General features: G+C 59.2%; 19 protein-coding genes. 15 read left to right on the top strand and 4 right to left on the bottom strand.

The window, feature by feature from the left end:
- Positions 1 to 8: 8 nt before the first annotated feature.
- Positions 9 to 965, top strand: coding sequence for a LysR family transcriptional regulator (locus K3754_RS16715; RefSeq protein WP_259938737.1), 957 nt, complete (start codon positions 9 to 11; stop codon positions 963 to 965).
- Between the two features lie 114 nt (positions 966 to 1079).
- Here K3754_RS16715 and K3754_RS16710 read toward each other — a convergent pair whose 3' ends face one another.
- The gene (locus tag K3754_RS16710) at positions 1080 to 1718 is read right to left on the bottom strand and encodes a TetR/AcrR family transcriptional regulator (RefSeq protein ID WP_259938730.1); all 639 of its coding nucleotides are present in this window, start codon (positions 1716 to 1718) and stop codon (positions 1080 to 1082) included.
- Positions 1718 to 2374, bottom strand: a complete 657-nt coding sequence (locus K3754_RS16705; RefSeq protein WP_259938729.1) for a hypothetical protein — start codon at positions 2372 to 2374, stop codon at positions 1718 to 1720. The genes K3754_RS16710 and K3754_RS16705 overlap by 1 nt, the downstream gene beginning before the upstream one ends.
- A 111-nt stretch (positions 2375 to 2485) precedes the next feature.
- On the opposite strand from K3754_RS16705, the gene K3754_RS16700 reads away from it, so the two are divergent.
- The 10 genes from K3754_RS16700 (at position 2486) to K3754_RS16655 (ending at position 10475) form a co-directional block, all read left to right on the top strand.
- Positions 2486 to 3442 carry an alpha/beta fold hydrolase gene (locus tag K3754_RS16700; protein ID WP_259938728.1) on the top strand — a complete coding sequence of 319 codons (957 nt, stop codon included), beginning with the start codon at positions 2486 to 2488 and terminating at the stop codon, positions 3440 to 3442.
- Between the two features lie 2 nt (positions 3443 to 3444).
- Positions 3445 to 3903 carry an SRPBCC family protein gene (locus K3754_RS16695; protein WP_203210010.1) on the top strand — a complete coding sequence of 153 codons (459 nt, stop codon included), beginning with the start codon at positions 3445 to 3447 and terminating at the stop codon, positions 3901 to 3903.
- A 26-nt stretch (positions 3904 to 3929) separates the two neighbouring features.
- Positions 3930 to 4376: an SRPBCC family protein gene (locus K3754_RS16690; protein WP_259938727.1), complete on the top strand. Its 447-nt coding sequence runs from the start codon at positions 3930 to 3932 to the stop codon at positions 4374 to 4376.
- Positions 4377 to 4655: 279 nt separating this feature from the next.
- Positions 4656 to 5225, top strand: a complete 570-nt coding sequence (locus K3754_RS16685; RefSeq protein WP_259938726.1) for a TetR/AcrR family transcriptional regulator — start codon at positions 4656 to 4658, stop codon at positions 5223 to 5225.
- Positions 5226 to 5280: 55 nt separating this feature from the next.
- Positions 5281 to 5997, top strand: a complete 717-nt coding sequence (locus K3754_RS16680) for a hypothetical protein (protein ID WP_259938725.1) — start codon at positions 5281 to 5283, stop codon at positions 5995 to 5997.
- Positions 5994 to 6992 (top strand): SDR family oxidoreductase, encoded by a 999-nt coding sequence (locus tag K3754_RS16675; protein ID WP_259938724.1) that lies wholly within the window; start codon positions 5994 to 5996, stop codon positions 6990 to 6992. The genes K3754_RS16680 and K3754_RS16675 overlap by 4 nt, the downstream gene beginning before the upstream one ends.
- Positions 6993 to 7327: 335 nt before the next feature.
- Positions 7328 to 7912, top strand: coding sequence for a TetR/AcrR family transcriptional regulator (locus K3754_RS16670; protein WP_259938723.1), 585 nt, complete (start codon positions 7328 to 7330; stop codon positions 7910 to 7912).
- Positions 7913 to 8157: 245 nt separating this feature from the next.
- Positions 8158 to 8475 carry a DUF1330 domain-containing protein gene (locus K3754_RS16665; protein ID WP_259938721.1) on the top strand — a complete coding sequence of 106 codons (318 nt, stop codon included), beginning with the start codon at positions 8158 to 8160 and terminating at the stop codon, positions 8473 to 8475.
- Positions 8476 to 8532: 57 nt separating this feature from the next.
- Complete coding sequence (locus K3754_RS16660; RefSeq protein WP_259938719.1) at positions 8533 to 9537, top strand: zinc-dependent alcohol dehydrogenase family protein; 1005 nt, start codon at positions 8533 to 8535, stop codon at positions 9535 to 9537.
- Positions 9534 to 10475 (top strand): alpha/beta fold hydrolase, encoded by a 942-nt coding sequence (locus K3754_RS16655; RefSeq protein ID WP_259938717.1) that lies wholly within the window; start codon positions 9534 to 9536, stop codon positions 10473 to 10475. Before K3754_RS16660 ends, K3754_RS16655 begins: the two co-directional genes overlap by 4 nt.
- Positions 10476 to 10842: 367 nt before the next feature.
- Here K3754_RS16655 and K3754_RS16650 read toward each other — a convergent pair whose 3' ends face one another.
- Positions 10843 to 11649 carry an alpha/beta hydrolase gene (locus K3754_RS16650; protein ID WP_259938716.1) on the bottom strand — a complete coding sequence of 269 codons (807 nt, stop codon included), beginning with the start codon at positions 11647 to 11649 and terminating at the stop codon, positions 10843 to 10845.
- Between the two features lie 203 nt (positions 11650 to 11852).
- Entirely contained in the window at positions 11853 to 12581 is a 729-nt protein-coding gene (locus K3754_RS16645; RefSeq protein ID WP_203210020.1) for a FadR/GntR family transcriptional regulator, read from the bottom strand.
- 149 nt (positions 12582 to 12730) lie between these two features.
- Between K3754_RS16645 and K3754_RS16640 the strand changes: the two genes are divergently transcribed.
- The 4 genes from K3754_RS16640 to K3754_RS16625 are packed head-to-tail and all read left to right on the top strand — an operon-like array spanning position 12731 to position 16937.
- Entirely contained in the window at positions 12731 to 13819 is a 1089-nt protein-coding gene (locus tag K3754_RS16640; protein ID WP_203210021.1) for an ABC transporter ATP-binding protein, read from the top strand.
- Positions 13816 to 14739: a carbohydrate ABC transporter permease gene (locus tag K3754_RS16635; protein WP_203210022.1), complete on the top strand. Its 924-nt coding sequence runs from the start codon at positions 13816 to 13818 to the stop codon at positions 14737 to 14739. The genes K3754_RS16640 and K3754_RS16635 overlap by 4 nt, the downstream gene beginning before the upstream one ends.
- The gene (locus K3754_RS16630) at positions 14736 to 15572 is read left to right on the top strand and encodes a carbohydrate ABC transporter permease (protein WP_203210023.1); all 837 of its coding nucleotides are present in this window, start codon (positions 14736 to 14738) and stop codon (positions 15570 to 15572) included. Before K3754_RS16635 ends, K3754_RS16630 begins: the two co-directional genes overlap by 4 nt.
- Positions 15573 to 15620: 48 nt before the next feature.
- A complete protein-coding gene (locus K3754_RS16625; RefSeq protein ID WP_259938712.1) occupies positions 15621 to 16937 on the top strand; it encodes an extracellular solute-binding protein in 1317 nt (438 codons plus the stop codon).
- Positions 16938 to 16986 lie beyond the last annotated feature (49 nt).

Below are 16986 nucleotides of genomic sequence, written 5' to 3'. Positions count from 1 at the left end.
TATTGTTGATGTCGACAGATTGCGCCGGGCCGGTTATTGCCTCAATGCAGGAATATGCAGGTCAGCCTGCACAGATGCAGGAGGTGACTGTGAGACCAAGTGAACGACTTGATTGGGACGATCTGAAACTCATCCTTGCCCTGGCAGAGGCGGGCTACGTGACCCGCGCCGCAGAAAAACTGCGGGTCGACCAGACGACGATCCCCCGCCGGATCAGGCGCCTCGAAGACCGGCTCGATCTGAAACTGATCGAACGGATCAAGGGCGGCGTTGTTCTGACTGCCGCTGCCGACGATCTGGTGCGCATCGCCCGCACGGTTGAAACCGGTATCGACGACGCGCTGGCCGCACCGCTGAAAGCCCCACCCGTGACGGGCACGGTCAAACTCTCGGGGACGGACTTCATGCTGGATCTTCTAACCGACACGCTTGTCGATCTCGGGCGACGGTTCCCGGGGCTGGTGCTCGACCTCAAGCCGACGAACGCCTACCTCAGCCTTGACCGGCGTGAAACCGACGTGGCGATCCGGCAGGCCGAAAGCCCCCATGACGGTCTGGTGGGGCGGCGGCTGCCCGCGATCGACCTGGGCATTTACGCGCCGCCAAACCTCGCCCATGATGCGCCGGGCAAGCCTTGGCTATCGTGGTCCCTGCCGCGCGGCGTCAACGAAATCGATGACGTGATCCTGCGCCATGACCCGCAGGGGCGGATCGTCGCGCGCGTCGACAGCATGATGGCGCAGGCTCGCTTATGTGCAGGCGGCATGGGTTGCGCATGTCTGCCAAAGGCCTTTGTCGCGGCATACACAGAGCTTTCGACGCTTGTCGAGATTTCGGACGGGCCGTCCTACCCCGCGTGGGTCGTGACCCATGAGGAACTCCGCCACGTCCCCCGCGTGCGCGAGGTCATGAAAGCTGTAGCGGCAGGATTAGAGCGCGTCGCAAAGGGTGGAGTCTCATTCTGAGAAGCCTCAGGTCTGCGAAAAAAACCAATCCGACTTTTGTCACACGCCAGTGGGATGATATGCAGATTTGCCATTGGAATGGCTACAGCAGCAAGAATGAGCGTCTTGTGTCCACTAATGGGATGTATTTGCTGCTTCACCCAGCAGTTCAGCTTGGCCTGTTTCTGCCCAGCCCCTGACTGTCCGTACCGCTTCGCTTATGAAGCCCGCTCCGCCTGACGCATCGCCAGCTGCGCGGTTCAACACCATTGCTGCGATCACCGCGCCCTTGACGAACTCGGCGCCAGAGGCGGGATCGACGTCGATGCGCACCTTGCCATGCGCACGCCCGCGTATCAGCAAGGCCGCAACCTCATCTCTTAGCGTATCGAAATGCTTGTTTGTTGCTTCTCGCAGTGGGCCACTATCAAGGGCTGCGTTCTCGACCGAAGTGTTGACCATCAGGCATCCGAGATGCCGCATGGTTTCGGGATGCGGCGTGACCATGCCCTCCAAGATTTCGACGATGGCTTCGGTATCGTCGCGTGCACGAAGCACCTGATGGACATAGGTGTCAGTATCGCCCGTATAAGAGGCCAGCGCCTCCAGCATTAGCCCTTCCTTACCTCCGAATTCCGTACGGATTGCAAAGCGGCCGAGGCCGGTCTCCTCCTCGATAGCGCGAATGCCCAAGCCCTGGTAGCCGTGTTTCCAGAACAGGTCTCGGACGCGGTCGACGACCTCGGCGCGGTTATAGCTTTTTGGACGTGCCATTACAGTTCCTCCACGATGTCTTTTAGTCCCTTCGCCAACAATGATCCCGCCACGCGGTTTCCATGGGCAGGATAGAGCTGAACCGGCTTGTCTCTCTCGATCTGCGCCAGCGCCCATGCCTTGTACATCAAAGGGTCGCCCAGGCACATGGTCGTAAAAGCGCCGCGCGATTTGGGGACTGCGGCAGGGGTGTCGTCCGTACCCGTGGGGCCGGCAAAGGCGTCGCATACGGCCCATGCAACGCCGTCGGCGCATTTGGCACGCAACCAGACTTCAGCGGCTTTCAGACCATCCGGGATGATCAACGTCACATCGCCCGCAAACGTCGGCATCTCGGCAGAGGGCCGGAACCCCAGCCGCTTTTCCAGCCGGTCGAGCGCAGCTTCCGGAGCGGACACTGCGGCGTCCGGAAACGCGGAAAGCCAATCGGCAACGCCAAGATGGTGGAATGGTGACGGCGCAATAATGGCCGAAACCCCGCCAAGGTCGCGGGCGACGGCGATGGCGTCCGGATCGGGTGCGGGAATCGGTGAATACAGCACCAGCCCGCCACTCGCAGCACGCGCCGCCATCATCCTTGCAGCGCCTCTGCGTGCCGTGAAAAGCACATTGGTTCCGGGCACAAGCATCAACGGCTGAAGGGGTTTGGAGGGCATGGCGTATTTCCTTTGGATTCTACGTTGACTTCTTTTTCGCTACATGTGTAGTGTTAAAGCACTTCATGTGTAGTGATACGCCGACTTTACCCACCTGACCAGAGGAAATCCATGAAACATCTACTCCTTTCCACCGCGCTTCTCTTTGCGGCAACGCAGGTATCCTTGGCTGAAACGCCACGCGAGACACATCGCGCGATGCTCGACCGCGCCAACATTGGCGGTCACGGTATCGCTTATCTCGACCTTGGCCACCCTGACGATCCTGCTGTCATGTTGCTGCATGGCATCCCGACATCGTCCTACCTTTATCGTGACGTCGCCCCGCGTATTGCCGCCGCAGGCTACCGCGTGATCGTCCCCGACCTTTTGGGACACGGTGCATCTGACCGCCCCGACGATATGGCTGTCTATGCGACTGAGGCCCGCGCCGCTCGCATGTTAGAGCTGGCAGACTCACTCGGAATTGAACGCTTTGCGCTGGTTCTTCATGACGTCGGTGGCATGACAGGTTGGTCGATGGTGGGGCAGGCGCCTGAACGGCTAACATCCATTGCCGCCACCAATACCCTGGCAGGTCTCGATGGGGTCACGCCCGCGCCACTGGTCATGCAGATGATGGCGGGTCAGGTCTCACCCATGGACGCCTTCGCCGATCTGGACGACCCGGCAGTCGCGCGCGAGATGGCGCAGATGTGGATGGACCAGGGCTATTCCGGACCCGGCACAGCACCTGCACAAGAGGTTGACGCCTACGGTATGGATCTGGTCGGGGCAGGGGCCGCCTACAGTGCCTTCTTCGGCATGGCCGTCCCTGCCTTCATGCAGGGTGGGGAGGCGCTGGCCGCCGATCTGGCCGCCTACGACGGGCCGACTGCCATCATCTTCGGTGAACAGGACGGCTTTTTCGCGCCCGATATCGTCATTCCTGATCTCGCGGCCAAGCTTGGCACGGACGAGGGCGACATTACTCGCATTACCGATGCCGGACACTTCCTGCAGACCCAGGCACCCGACGCCTATGTCGCAGCACTTACTGCCTTCCTCAATAACAATCTGGAGAACTGAAAATGGCCAAAGTCACCACACGCCGCGAGATCGACGCCCCCGCTTCCGAGGTCTGGAAAAGCCTTGACGACTACGGCGGTATCGCGAAATGGAACGACAACCTCGCCGCCTCGCGCATTCTGCCGGGCAGCGCCGAAACAGGTCTGGGCGCAAAACGCCAGTGCGATCTGAAGGCGGACGGCAGCCAATACCTGCGCGAGACCATCAACCAATACGAGCCGGGCCGTAAGCTGGGCCTTGTGATTGACGACACAACCATGCCGATGAAAGGCGCGACCTGCCTGTTCGAGGTTCGCGAGATCGGGCCGAACAAGAGCGAGTTGATCTTCACGATGGACTTCAAACCGCCCATGGGCCCGATCGGCATGCTGATGCTGCCGATGATGAAGCCGATGCTGCGCGGCAAAATGGCCAAGGCGCTCGATGGTAATGCCCGCCATGTCGAACGTTTGTTTGCCTAAATACCACAATATCGAAAGGACCGAAAATGACCAAGACATCCGCTTCCGTCAGCTTTGCGACCCATATCGACGCGCCACTCGACGCCGTTCGTGCCGCCGTGCACGACCCGGCATGGAGCAACTGGATACCGTTCCTGAAATCCGACACCTGCCATGGTGACACCGCAGGGTCTGCGCGTGTCTGCGTCATGGCGCATCCCGACCCGCAGCTTGATGGTTATGAGCTGCAGGAGACCATCGTGGAGAACGACCGGGATACTGGCCGTTTCGGCTATGCCATCAAAAACCCGCCTTTCCCGGTCGAAAACCTGGGCGGCGTTGTGACGACTGAACAGACCGACAACGGCGTTCTCGCAATCTGGACGGCGCATTTTGACGCTGACCCCGCGGTGCTGGAGGAGATCAGACCGATGATGGTCCAGTCCTATCACGCTGCATTCCAAGGCCTTGAAAGTCACGCGAACAAGGCGTAAATGATTGCGGGGTCGGTCCATTTCCACCGGCCCTGCTACGCGGCCTTAAGCCTTTCTCGAAGGCAACGCCTGGCTTCTGTGCCGCCTGCGTTGTGAGGCACTCCGGGTTTGATGCCTAACGCCAGTCCAGAAAGAACTTGATCGCACCGTCTCTAGCGGCCTGTTCCACTAGACTTCGAACATCTACTTTTTGTGATTTCGCGCTGCGTTTACGCAAAACTTTGCACGACTGAATCGAAAGCTCTTGATAAGAGAATGAGCGTTCTGTAAATTGAATGTATGCCACGCCCACGCACATATGATCCTGATGAGGCACTCGACGCAGCGATGCTCCTGTTCTGGAAGCGAGGCTTTGCCGAGGCATCCTACGACGATCTTACCAAAGCAACCGGAGTCAGCCGCAAGAGCCTTTATGCGACTTTCGGAGACAAGCGTTCCCTTTTCCTCAAATCCCTCGAACGCTACCGCAGGACACAAGCCGTCACCATTCTTTCCGAACTCGATAGCGAAGACGCAAGCCTGGCCACGATCACGGCCTTGTTCGAACAGATCGGCGCAATGGCCAAGTCGCCCGCAGGGCGCACGGGATGTCTGATGGCCAATACAGCCAATGACGAAACGGCCCATGATCCGGATGTTCATGACCAGATCGAACGTCACCTGTCGCGCACCAGCGCGCGGTTTCGCACGGCGCTTGGACGCGCGGGTGTCGCGCAAGACCGGGCCGGGCCGTTGGGGGACTACCTGACGGGATTGCTTCAGGGTCTGTTCGTTCTCGCGCATGCCGGTGCGCCCGCGCACATGATCGACGCCACTGTTTCGGAGGGCCTGCGGGCGGTACAGTCGTGAGCTTTCATTTACCCATTAGGAGAATGATCGTTCTGCATTTAGCACGGCGTGGCAGATGACAGTCTCTACACTTCCGTTTCTGTTCGCGGCGCAGATCGCCTTCGGACTGCTGTTTGGCTTTCGCGCGTCTGCAGCGGGTCTGCGCACGATGGGCGGGATAGCCGCCGCACTCTCCGTCTGGGCATGCGTTACCGCATGGATGGCCCTTTCCGGGATTTACGATTCCGGCCTGGTTCTGTCCTTGATGCCCGGCCTGTGGTTGCCTGTCGTGCCGTTCATTCTCGTTGGCATATTCCTGTTGTCGCATGAGCAGCGTCAGACGATTTTTCACATCGCCGGAAATACTCCATCTCACTGGCTGGTCGCCGTCCAATCATTGCGCATTCTGGCAATCGGAACGCTTATCAAGACGGCTCAGGGCACGTTCCCGCTCGAAGTTTTGTTGGCGATTGGCCTGACCGATCTGGCCTTTGGTCTTTCGGCGCTTCCGGTCTTCGTGTTGGTGCGCAAGAAACGCATCCACAAAGGTGCGCTCGTTCTCTGGCATCTCGTCGGGGTCGCCCTGATCCTCGTGCCTGGCATGCTGGCTCTCCAGACGGGACTGCCGGGACCGATGCAGATGTTCGACCGGTACCCGACCTCAGCCGTCATGCTCGATTGGCCGATGGCGCTCGGTCCGACCCTCGTTGTTCCGGTCTTCCTTATCTTCAACCTACTCGGTGCGGTCGCGGCCTGGCGCGCGGCTTCCCCAAACGAAGGATCTCAGACATGACTACATCGGAAACCCGAACCCTCGTTCTCGGTGCGACCGGGCATGTTGGCTCACAAGTCGTCAAGGCACTATTAAAGCGCGGTCGGCCCGTCCGGGCGCTCGTGCGCAAGCCGCACGCGAAGGTCCACGGTGCGGAGGGCTTGGGCGATCTGGACTACGCCGTGGGGGATCTCGCCGACCGCGAAAGCCTGCGCCGGGCGCTCGATGGTGTCGATATCGTCGTGTCTTCGGCGAATGGTATCATCCCGTCCGGCAAGACCATGTCGGTCAAGTCCATCAACCGTGACGGCCACGACGCGCTGATCGAAGAGGCAGAACGCGCAGGTGTTCGACAGTTTGTGCAGTCTTCCGTTCCGACGTGGGAAAGAGAACACACCGTGCCGGAGCTGGCGGGCAAGCGGGCGCTGGAAGCGCGGCTCGCGGCATCCTCCATTCCGGCGACCATTGTGCGCAATCCGGCGTTCATGGATGTCTGGCTGGTCATGGGCGGCTGTCGCCAGCTGATCGGTCCCGATCCCCATGCAACAACGCGCCGCCCTTATGGCTTTATGCGGATGTGGCAGGCAATGACAGGCAATCTTGTCACCCGGCGCGGTGTGCTGCTCGCCCCCGGCGGGGGTCGCCACGGCGCACCCTTCATCGCGACCCGCGATGTGGCCGAAATATTGGCAGGAGCCGTCGGGCGCGATGATTGCCTAAATCGTATTATCGAGGCGGGCGGGCCGGAGTGGGTCACGTGGCACGAGGTGGCAGAGAAGCTGTCTCGCAAGACCGGACGCAAGGTGCGACCGGTCCCGATGAAGGCATGGTTCGCGGCGACAGGGCAAGGTGCGATGCGGCCGATCATGCCCTCGGCGGCCAATGTCCTCGCCCTCGTCAAACTCGTCGCCGCCCACCAGCCGCGATGGGAAGACCCGCCCATCGTGGAGGAGCTGGGTTTGCCCGAACAGATGACCCTAGACCGGTACATTGAACAGAACTGGAACACCAACTGATGCACGAACTCACCCCGGCAACTCGGATGGCTTTTCATCGTCCTTAATCTGAACCTCCGCCTTCTTGTTTTCACTTTGCGCTGCAACCGCTGGTGCGCGATCTCACGCTTGGCGTCGACTAAATAATCGCGAACTTCGGTGAGCACCGCGAAGAAGCGAAGCTGGGGCGTCGGCGTTGTCACGCGCGCAGGTGTCGAAGATCGGATCAATATTTTTAGCACAACTTGGGTAAGAAAACGCGTCCGCCGGAATTGACACGGCCTCCGTGCGGCTCCGTTCTTCTTTAACGCAGACGAATTAGTTGACTTTCTTCACTGATCGGTGAATAAGGTCATATGGCACGCCAAATTGCATACGATCCAATAGCCCTGCGGACCAACCTTTTGTCGGTGTTCTGGCGACAGGGCTACGCGGAAACGTCGCTCAACGACCTTGAGGCAGCGACGGGGCTGAATCGGCGGCAGCTCTACAATGGGCCAGGCGATAAGCTCGCTATGTTTTTAAAGGCGATGGATGATTTCGCTGACCAGGCTGGGCGCATGTTTCTGGCCCCTCTTGAGGTTGAAACGGCAGGCGTGCGCGAGATCGCAAACCTGCTAGACACCTTTGTGGAGCTGTCACAAGCAAAGGAAGGCCCTAAGGGGTGTCTTGTTTGCAGCGTTTCGCAAGAAGAGGTGTCGGCGGTTCCGGAAGTGCACACTCGTGCGGAAGCCTATTTCGACCGGATCAAGGCAGCTTATTGCAATGCGCTGACCCAAGCGGCGAAGCGGAACGAGGTCAATTTAAATTCTGAAGACATTGCCCAGCGCAACGCACGGCTGTTCGCGGCGCACGTGGCGCTGTGCATCCTTGGTCGGGCCGGACGCCCCGTCGATGAGCTTCGTGCCATCGCGGCGGATGCGGTGGCCGATCTAAGCTGAAAAATTTCACTATTATTCACTAATCGTTGAAGAAAGGGTGCTGCAATGGAACAAGTTGGAAATCTGACAGGGGCTCGATCGGTCGCTGCGCCAGCGGACTTTGCGTTCCCAACAATTTCACTAAAATCGGGTGCTAGGCAACCGGCAGACTCCGCCATCCATTTCATTCGGAAAAACCACCCGAATCCATCCGGCGCAACCTGTCGGACTGGCTGTGCGATCGCGTTCAATCGGAGAACTGACCCATGAGCGATACCTCTCCCGTCTACATGATCGTGATGCTGGATATTGACGACATGCCTGCGTTTTTCGAGGATTATGCAAAACCGTTGCAAGCGATCCACGCCAAACACGGGGTCGAGGTACTGGCCGCGACGCCAGAACCACAAGTGTTGGAGGGCGAATACGCCAAGTCCTTCACCGTGATGCTCAAGTTCGCGTCCGCAAAAGCGCATGCCGACTGGTGGGCCGACCCCGATTACCAACCCCTCCGCAAGCGGCGGCATGAACTGACCAACACGGATACCTCGGTGGCGCTGGTCGTGCCGTCCTTCGCGCCCTGAACCTTTACCTCGCCCCATTTTCTGGGCGCGGACGCTCCCCCTTTGAGAGAAATTTCCATGCCCAAGACTGTTCAATTTGACACCCTCGGCGGCCCAGACGTGCTGCATTTCGTGGACAAGACCGTGCCGCCTCCCCAAGAGGGTGAAGTACAGATTGCGGTCAAGGCCGCAGGCCTTAACCGTGCTGAGTTGCTGTTCATCGCTGGGCAATATCTGATCGAACCTGTTCTTCCGTCCGGTGCGGGCGTCGAGGGCGCGGGCGAGATCGTCGCGGTTGGCCCTGAGGTCAAAGAATTCTCTGTTGGCGACCGCGTGGCAATTACACCGGGGTTTGACCAGCTGAAATATCTCACGCTGGGAGAGATCGTGAACATGACCACCTCGGCGCTGGAACCAGTCCCGGAGGCGGTGAGCTATATCGATGCCGCCGGCTTCTGGATGGCGTTCGGAACGGCCTTCGGGCTGTTGGTGCAGAAAGGCGGGCTGACCAAAGGCACCGGGCAAGCTGTGGTGGTGAATGCGGCCAGTTCCTCGGTCGGCATGGCGGCACTTCAGATCATTAAGGCCCATGGTGGCAAATCGATCGCGATCACGCGCACTGACAACAAGGTGGCGGCGCTCAAAGAGGCGGGCGCGGATCATGTGATTGTCACCGAAAACGAGGACGTGGTGGCGCGGATCATGCAGATCACTGATGGTCGAGGGTTCGATATCGCCTGTGACGTGGTGATGGGCACGGGGGCAACGACGCTTGCCGCAGCGGCAGGGACGGATGCGACGCTGGTGGCCTATGGCCTGCTGTCGGGTGAGGTCCCCGCGCTGCCTTTCGAGGCCATGATCCGGCGCGGCTTGACGGTAACGGGCTTTCATCTGGTTTGGCAGCTGCTCGATCACCCCGCGCGGCGCGCAGCGGCAGTAGCGCATCTGTCCGGGGGGCTGGCGCGTGGCGACGACCGGCCCGTGATCGACAAGGTGTTCCCTTTCGATCAAGTGGCGGACGCCTACCGGCACATGGCGTCCAACGCGCAACTTGGAAAAATTCTGGTGGAGATGAATACATGACTGACGATTTTCAAGCCGCGCAAAAGCGCGCACAACAGATGGTCCGCAAGCTCGGGATTGTCGATGCCTATCCGTTTGATCACCACTTTGCACAAACGCCGATGGGCGTGATGCATTACGTGGATGAGGGCGCTGGCGATCCGGTGCTGATGCTGCACGGCAACCCCACGTGGTCGTTTCTGTACCGGGACTTCATTGCAGCGTTATCGGACGCTCACCGCGTCATCGCGCCCGATCACATTGGTTTCGGGCTTTCAGACAAACCGCAAAACGAGGCGTCCTATACAATTGACGCTCACATTCGCAATCTGGAGGCTTTGGTCACCAATCTCGATCTTCGCAACGTCACTCTGGTCATGCAGGACTGGGGCGGGCCCATCGGCCTTGGTATGGCTGCGCGCCACCCCGACCGTATCAAAGATATCGTGGTGATGAACACCTTCGGCTTTTACCCGCCTGCTGCGGGGATGGACCCGGACAATCTGAAACTGCCAGTGCCCCTGCGCGTGATGCGCAAGCCGGGGATCGGAGATTTTATTGTCCGTCGCCTTGGCTTTTTCGAACGCATCGTGATGAAGCTGGCGACCGCCGACAGTGCCCGTCTGAAATCGGTGCATCATGCTTACAAGGCTGTGTTCGAAGGGCGGCAGGATCGCGCTGGTGTCATGGCGTTTCCGCGCTTGATCCCCACGCGCACCGCCGACGCCAGTGCACAAATACTCATCAACGAAACTGGGCCGTTTCTGGACAATTTCTCCGGAAGAGCTCGGATATTTTGGGGTATGAAAGATCCGCTTTTCCCTGTCGCCGCGCTCGACGCGTGGGAAGCGCGTTTGCCCAATGCCGAGGTAACGCGTTTGCCGATGGCAAAACACTACCTGCAGGAGGACGCGCCTGACGTAATCATTCCTCAGTTGCGCACTTTCCTCGAGGGATGAGGTCTTTGGGCATGCCACGACAACAGCTGCTGGAGCAGCACGACCGTGAAATCAAAAGTTGAGGGGGGTGCCGCTGATTGCCTCGGAGGCCACTGTTTGGGCTGTCGTCGATGTGATCGTCCTGACGATCTAGCCCGGGCTTACACAACTGCGCTGGAGGTTGGTCCGCGCTGGCGGGAGCGCATCGGTAGAACGCTGGAGCGGATGCCGGGAACGAAACCGATCCTTGAGAGCCTCGGCAGATGAGCCTTATCCATGCGGCTGACGCCGATTACCCCAACAGCTCCCCGACCAAACGGCCCCTGAAGCCACCAATACTGAGCTACAAGCCTCATTGCTGCAGGACATCGTGTTCGCTGGCCGGAGCTCAAGTCTGTTCGAATGCCGCAAGCCGATCCGCGAACCAATCGACATGAGGCATGAGCGAAGGCAGCAGGAGATCATGCAGTATGGCCCCGTGATACAGCCCCTCCATCATACGGCTCTCAACGTGCCGCCTGGCCGACAGCAACTTGCGTTCCAGTGCCTCGCTATCGCTGCGCAGGCAATCTGTTTCGGCGATCAAAAGGACCGTGGGCGGAGCATGTGACAAAGGACCATGCAGCGGCCGTGCACGCCAGGGCCGCTCTCCCGGTGCATAGGAATTCCAGAAATACTGCATCTCCTGCGTGGTCAGCGGATGCGTGCCGCCACCGTAGGTCCGGTGGCTTTCTGTTTCGAAGTCGTCGTCGAAGGCTCCATAGATCAGTCCCAGACCGCAGACCGCCCGCTCTGGCAATGCCAGCGCGCAGGACAGCGCCAGATTAGCCCCGGCCGAGTCGCCCGCCAGTATCACGGATTCATCCTTAGCCAGGGCCGCGATTGTTCGCTGCAGATGATCAGGCGCCGCGGGAAACGGATTCTCCGGAGCCAGCAGATATCTGAGGGACAACACCTCGCGCCCGGTCTTCAGCGCAAGCAGATCGCAAAAGCGAGCGTGCGTTTCCGGGCCCAGAAAGACCCAACCACCGCCATGCACATAAACGATCCGCGGACCGGGCTGCCGCGTTTCGGGCCGGTGGCGTATCCCCTCGCGAATAGGTTCGCGCGTAACACCATCGACAAGTTCCTGCGCGTAAAGAAGGGCAAGCGGTTCCAACTGTCTACGGTATTCAAGCGGATCGAGATCCAGCAAAGCCGGACGCCCTTCGGCATCGCGGGCCAATCTGGCAAGAGCCCGTTGAACCTCCTCATGGATTCTGGCGTTCCGCGTCACTCTTTCGACATCCCTTCAGACGATCCAACACACTTTCCAAGCACCATGCGGTCTTGGTTAGTCTTTAACCATCTTTTCATATTTGGACCAGTTTAGATACCAAATACTCTAATGCCACCTTCCTACTTCGGACCATTGCCTTTGACGGTATCGGGGTGAAGTTCGCCTGTAGCGAGGTTCAGGTGGATCCTGTCGAGGTGATCATGCATCGCCTGACGGGCCCCTTGCGCGTCCCTTTTCAAAAGTGCTTCGATAATCTTGCGATGATCTTCGACAGCCAGGTCCCGCATCGGCGCGGTCGAGAAATGGTCCTCAAGCCGTTGGTACAGCTTGCCGCGCTGCATCTCCCAAAGCTCGACGACCAGACGCGCCACAGCCCTGTTGCCCGAAGCTTCTGCGATCGCAATGTGAAAATCTCGATCAGAGGGGTGTCGCAGATCATACCGGCGAGGCCCGGCAGAAAAGTCGGTGAGGAGGTTTGAAATCCGCACAAGATCCCCGTCCGATGCGTTCAGCGCGGCGTGGAGTGCGGCTTCGCCCTCTACAATCCTCCGCGCCTTGATAATATCGAGGGGCGGAACATCCGCGCTGTGTGGCATGGGGCGGGCGTAAGCGCGTGACAATCCGTCCGCCGTCACGAAAACTCCGCTGCCAGGCTTGATGTCCAGAATGCCATCCAGCTCCAGCCGTACCAACGTCTGGCGCAGCGTCCCGCGACTGACACCGAGGCTCGAAGCCAAGCTGCGCTCCGATGGCAAACGCTGCTCCGGTGCCACCTCACCGTTCACGATCATGTCGATCAGATGCTGTGCGATCTGGTCATTGAGCTTGAGCGGTTCGAGTTTTTCCATGGGTCTTCCTGTTTCGCATAATCGGCATTTGTAGAGCACCATGGGATGCGCCTCAATCCTGCAAGACCTACCGCAAGGAAAAAAACACTTGACCTGGCATTCTCAAACTGGTTCACATAATAAACCAATAGTCAGTATGAGAGAAGCTTGTGAGCGATATCTCCTTTGTCAATCTTTCAAAGAGCTTCGGCTCTGTCACGGTCTTTCAGAATCTTAATTTGAAAATCGAGGCAGGGGAGTTCATCGCATTCCTCGGGCCATCGGGATGCGGCAAATCCACATTGCTGCGGATGGTCGCGGGTCTGGAAGGGGTCGATGCGGGCGAGATACGTATCGGCGACCGCCGCGTTGATACCCTCGCACCGGGTGCGCGTGGCGTCGCCATGGTGTTTCAGCATTACGCGCTCTATCCCCACATGAGCATCGCTGACAACATCGCTTTCGGTTTGCGCAACATCGGTATGGAGAGTGCCGAGATCGACGAACGCGTGGCCGAGGCCGCCGAAATGCTGGAAATCACCCCGCTGCTGGCCCGCAAACCCGCACAGCTGTCAGGTGGTCAGCGACAGCGAGTGGCAATTGCTCGGGCGCTGGTAAAAAAGCCCGAAGCCTTTCTCTTTGATGAACCTCTGTCCAATCTGGACGCTGCGCTGCGACTGCGGACGCGGATCGAGCTCGCCCAATTGCACAAACGCACCAAAGCCACGACCATCTTTGTTACCCATGATCAGGTCGAGGCAATGACATTGGCCGACCGCATTGTAGTCATGCGCGAGATGCGGATCGAACAGATCGGCGCGCCGATGGAGATCTACAACGCACCGGCCAACGCCTTCGTCGCTAGTTTTGTCGGGTCGCGGCCGATCAACATGCTGCCCGTCTCTTTGGCAGAAGGCAGCGGTGGCATAGCGATGGCTCGTTTGCCGGACGGGTCGGTGCTGCCGACCACGGTGCCACTCAACAGCATCAACGCGGGACCGCATCAGCTTGGTCTTCGAGCGGAAGCATGTATGCCCGATCCGGAAGGGGCGCTGTCCGGCAAGGTTGAGATTGTCGAGCATCTCGGGGACCGCACCAGCCTTCACCTGCGTCTGCCCGACGGCTCACCGCTGGTCGTTGAGGCCGACGGGCAAACACATATTTCGTCAGGCGACACAGTGCGTTTTGGTGTGGCACCCGACCGTCTGCACATTTTCGACGCCGAGGGACTGGCGTACAATCCGGTGCAAGTAAAGTGACGGCGATACACCCTGATAGCACCAAGGCACCGCGCCGTGCCGCCAGCCGCACGCTGGAGTCTCCCGATATCCGCAACGCGGTATTCGTAGCGCCGTTCCTGTTGGCATACGTCATCCTCCTGCTCTACCCATTGTTTTACGGCATCTGGATCAGTCTTCAGCGATATGACCTGTTCGACCTGTCGGCCGAGTTCGCGGGTCTGGAAAACTATTACCGGCTGTTGGACGACGACATCTTTTTGGGTGCGGTGCGCAACACTTTCATATTCGTCGGCATGACGGTCCCGGTCTTCGTCGGGCTCGGTCTTGCACTGGCCCTGGTGCTCAATCGCCGGACCCGTGGTGCCGCCATCATGCGCGCCATCTTCTTCGGCACCTCTGTTCTGTCGGTCACCATCGTTACCATCATCTGGAAGGTGGTCCTGATGCCGAGCCAGGGGTTGGTCGGCGCTCTTGCCGAACCCCTCGGCGTGGAGCCGGTGGCCATGCTCTCGCACCCCGATCTGGCATTGGTTGCGGTTGCTATGGCGACGGTCTGGTGGGTTCTGGGTCTGCCGATGATCCTGTTTCTCGCGGCGCTTCAGCAGATCCCGGATGACCTCTACGAGGCTGCCGCGCTTGATAACGCGGGGCGATGGACGACCCTGACCAAGATCACCCTCCCTTCAATCAGACGGACATTTGTCGTGGTAACGATTTACCAGGTCGTCGCGCAATTCCAGCTGTTCGGCCAGTCACTTCTGATGACCGGGGGAGGGCCCAACAACCGCTCACGCTCCTTCGTTCAGTTCATCTATGAACAGGGCTTCAAGAACTGGGATGTCGGCTATGCCGCCGCCGCGTCCGAGGTGCTGTTTCTCATCATTGCCGTCGCTGCCCTGGCGCAATACGCATATTCGGTTCGGGGGCAGACAAGATGATGGTCGGCGTTCACAATCGTCCCGCCTCCCGTGCGATCAGCCTCGCAGTTGGCGTGTTCGCCGTGGTCTGGATACTGCCCGTCCTCTGGGTGCTGATCCTGTCGTTCAAGCCGAACGAGGTATTGATGCTGTCCGGCGATCCAGTCTGGGTGCCACCTTTCACGTTCAAGAACTACATCAATATCATGGAAACCTCATCGGTTTTCCGCTGGCTTCTGAACAGCGCGATCGTATCGGTCAGTGCAACCGTTGGCGTACTTTTTGTGTCGTCACTGGCGGGCTACGGCTTCGCCCGGCTGAACTTCCCGTTCCGGCGCACCCTATTCGTGATCGTGCTGATCGGTCTCGCGATTCCCGAGCAGGCCGTAATCATCGCGCGCCATCAACTGTTCACCGACTGGAATTTGCACAACACCTACACCGGTCTGGTTTTGCCGCATCTTTCCCTGCCCTTTGGCGTCTTTCTGATGACGCAGTTTTTCCGCGGCATTCCGCGCGAACAGGATGAGGCGGCGATCCTCGACAATGCGTCGCGGTTCAAGGTGTTTTGGTCTGTGCTGCTGCCGCAAAGCATGCCGGTGCAAGCAACGCTGGGCATTTTCACCTTCTTGCTGGTCTGGAATGACTACTTCTGGCCGCTGATTTCCGCCACGCGTCCCGAAATGTACACCCTGACAGTGGGCATCGCATCCGTGCAAGGCAACTTCGCCCAGTCAGAAGGGCTGGGATATCTGATGGCGCAAGCGGTGTTCGCCGGGCTGCCCGCCCTGATTGTCTACCTGATTTTCCAAAAACAGATCATTGGCGCAGCGGCGGGAACCGCCGGGCGCTGAAAGTCCAACGCCGGCAACGGCAGAACCAATCAACCGGGAGGAGAACCAATGAAACACCTGAGATACACCCTGATAACGAGTGTTGCTGCCTGCGCGTTTGCGGCTCCCGCACTTGCCGAAAAGACGGAGATCAGCGTCAGCCGCTTCTTCGGCTCTTGCGAAGCTGACTACGGAGATGTGACCGAAGCCGCAAAGGGTAACGGCGAATGCGGGATCATCACAACTTTGATCAATGAATTCAACAACACATCAGACAGCTATCAGATCAAGGAAGAGGTTGTGGAGTGGCCAGGCTATGACCAGCTGACCGCGCGACTGCGCAACGGAGAGCCCCCCACCATTTCCGTGATGCACCAGTCGATACTATCCAATTATGCATCACGCGATCTATTGATGCCGTTGGGCGACAAACTAACCGAAGCGGGTGTCGATCTTGGCGACATGACCGACGCCGCCCGAGCCGGTGTGACCAAGGCGGGCGATGTTTACGCCATGCCTTTCGACACGTTGGGCTGGCTGTGGCACACCAATATGAACCTGATGGAGGAAGCCGGCATGGTGAATGGCGACGGCACCCCCGTCACCCCATCCAGCGCCGATGATTTCATCACTCAGGCACGGCAGTTCAAGGAAGCCACAGGCAAGCCGTATCTGTGCGAGGCCTCGGTTGGCAACGCGCAGGTCTATGCCCGCACGCTGTTCACCTTGCTTTATCAGCAGGACCACAACTTCTTTGCCGATCCAACCATGATCAACCTCAACAGCGATGCCACGCGCAACTATGTCGATCTGTTTAAAACCCTCTATTCGGAAGGCCTCAGCACAACAGACTACGATTATTCTGCGGCAACGGCGGCATTCCCGCAGGGCGAATGCGGCGTCTACATCATGGGCACTTGGCTGATTGACACCTACCAGCAGGAATCGCTGAAGGACGAAAGCGCGCTGGCTGGCGGTTATTTCGTCCAGCCGTTTCCCCAGCTTTTTGCTCAGGACGGCATCTGGTCCGACGGCCACGCCTGGGTGATCCCCAAACAGGATCTCAACGCCGAGGAAGAAGCCGCTGCTATCGCGTTCTTGAAATTCCTGTGGGACAACAACCTGCACTGGGCGCGCACCGGCCATTTGCCGGTCCGCAGTTCGATCATCGAAAGCGAGGAGTTCAAGTCCCTGCCTGCCCGTGACCGGCTCGAGCGTGTCGCACTGCATGCCACTCCGTTCCCGCCAGAAGTCAAGCGGCAGTTCACCGTGACTGACTATGTCGGGGAAGAGATGCAGGCGGCGGTCAACGGTCAAAAGACCGTGGACGAAGCCATCGCCGCTGCCGAAAAGCGGGTGAACGACATGCTTGCCCGGGCAAACTGAGTATTATCTCCCCACCTTCCGGCAGCGTCACTTCCAAAGGCGCTGCCGG

Source organism: Sulfitobacter sp. M368 (genome assembly GCF_025141875.1).
GTDB lineage: Bacteria > Pseudomonadota > Alphaproteobacteria > Rhodobacterales > Rhodobacteraceae > Sulfitobacter > Sulfitobacter mediterraneus_A.
The sequence above is the reverse complement of the archived record's forward strand: the minus strand, read 5'-3'. Positions and strand labels throughout refer to the sequence as shown.

Coding starts and splice junctions, on each gene's coding strand:
- K3754_RS16715 (WP_259938737.1), top strand. CDS start 9: ATGTCGACAGATTGCGCCGGGCCGGTTATTGCCTCAATGCAGGAATAT.
- K3754_RS16710 (WP_259938730.1), bottom strand. CDS start 1,718: ATGGCACGTCCAAAAAGCTATAACCGCGCCGAGGTCGTCGACCGCGTC.
- K3754_RS16705 (WP_259938729.1), bottom strand. CDS start 2,374: ATGCCCTCCAAACCCCTTCAGCCGTTGATGCTTGTGCCCGGAACCAAT.
- K3754_RS16700 (WP_259938728.1), top strand. CDS start 2,486: ATGAAACATCTACTCCTTTCCACCGCGCTTCTCTTTGCGGCAACGCAG.
- K3754_RS16695 (WP_203210010.1), top strand. CDS start 3,445: ATGGCCAAAGTCACCACACGCCGCGAGATCGACGCCCCCGCTTCCGAG.
- K3754_RS16690 (WP_259938727.1), top strand. CDS start 3,930: ATGACCAAGACATCCGCTTCCGTCAGCTTTGCGACCCATATCGACGCG.
- K3754_RS16685 (WP_259938726.1), top strand. CDS start 4,656: ATGCCACGCCCACGCACATATGATCCTGATGAGGCACTCGACGCAGCG.
- K3754_RS16680 (WP_259938725.1), top strand. CDS start 5,281: ATGACAGTCTCTACACTTCCGTTTCTGTTCGCGGCGCAGATCGCCTTC.
- K3754_RS16675 (WP_259938724.1), top strand. CDS start 5,994: ATGACTACATCGGAAACCCGAACCCTCGTTCTCGGTGCGACCGGGCAT.
- K3754_RS16670 (WP_259938723.1), top strand. CDS start 7,328: ATGGCACGCCAAATTGCATACGATCCAATAGCCCTGCGGACCAACCTT.
- K3754_RS16665 (WP_259938721.1), top strand. CDS start 8,158: ATGAGCGATACCTCTCCCGTCTACATGATCGTGATGCTGGATATTGAC.
- K3754_RS16660 (WP_259938719.1), top strand. CDS start 8,533: ATGCCCAAGACTGTTCAATTTGACACCCTCGGCGGCCCAGACGTGCTG.
- K3754_RS16655 (WP_259938717.1), top strand. CDS start 9,534: ATGACTGACGATTTTCAAGCCGCGCAAAAGCGCGCACAACAGATGGTC.
- K3754_RS16645 (WP_203210020.1), bottom strand. CDS start 12,581: ATGGAAAAACTCGAACCGCTCAAGCTCAATGACCAGATCGCACAGCAT.
- K3754_RS16630 (WP_203210023.1), top strand. CDS start 14,736: ATGATGGTCGGCGTTCACAATCGTCCCGCCTCCCGTGCGATCAGCCTC.
- K3754_RS16625 (WP_259938712.1), top strand. CDS start 15,621: ATGAAACACCTGAGATACACCCTGATAACGAGTGTTGCTGCCTGCGCG.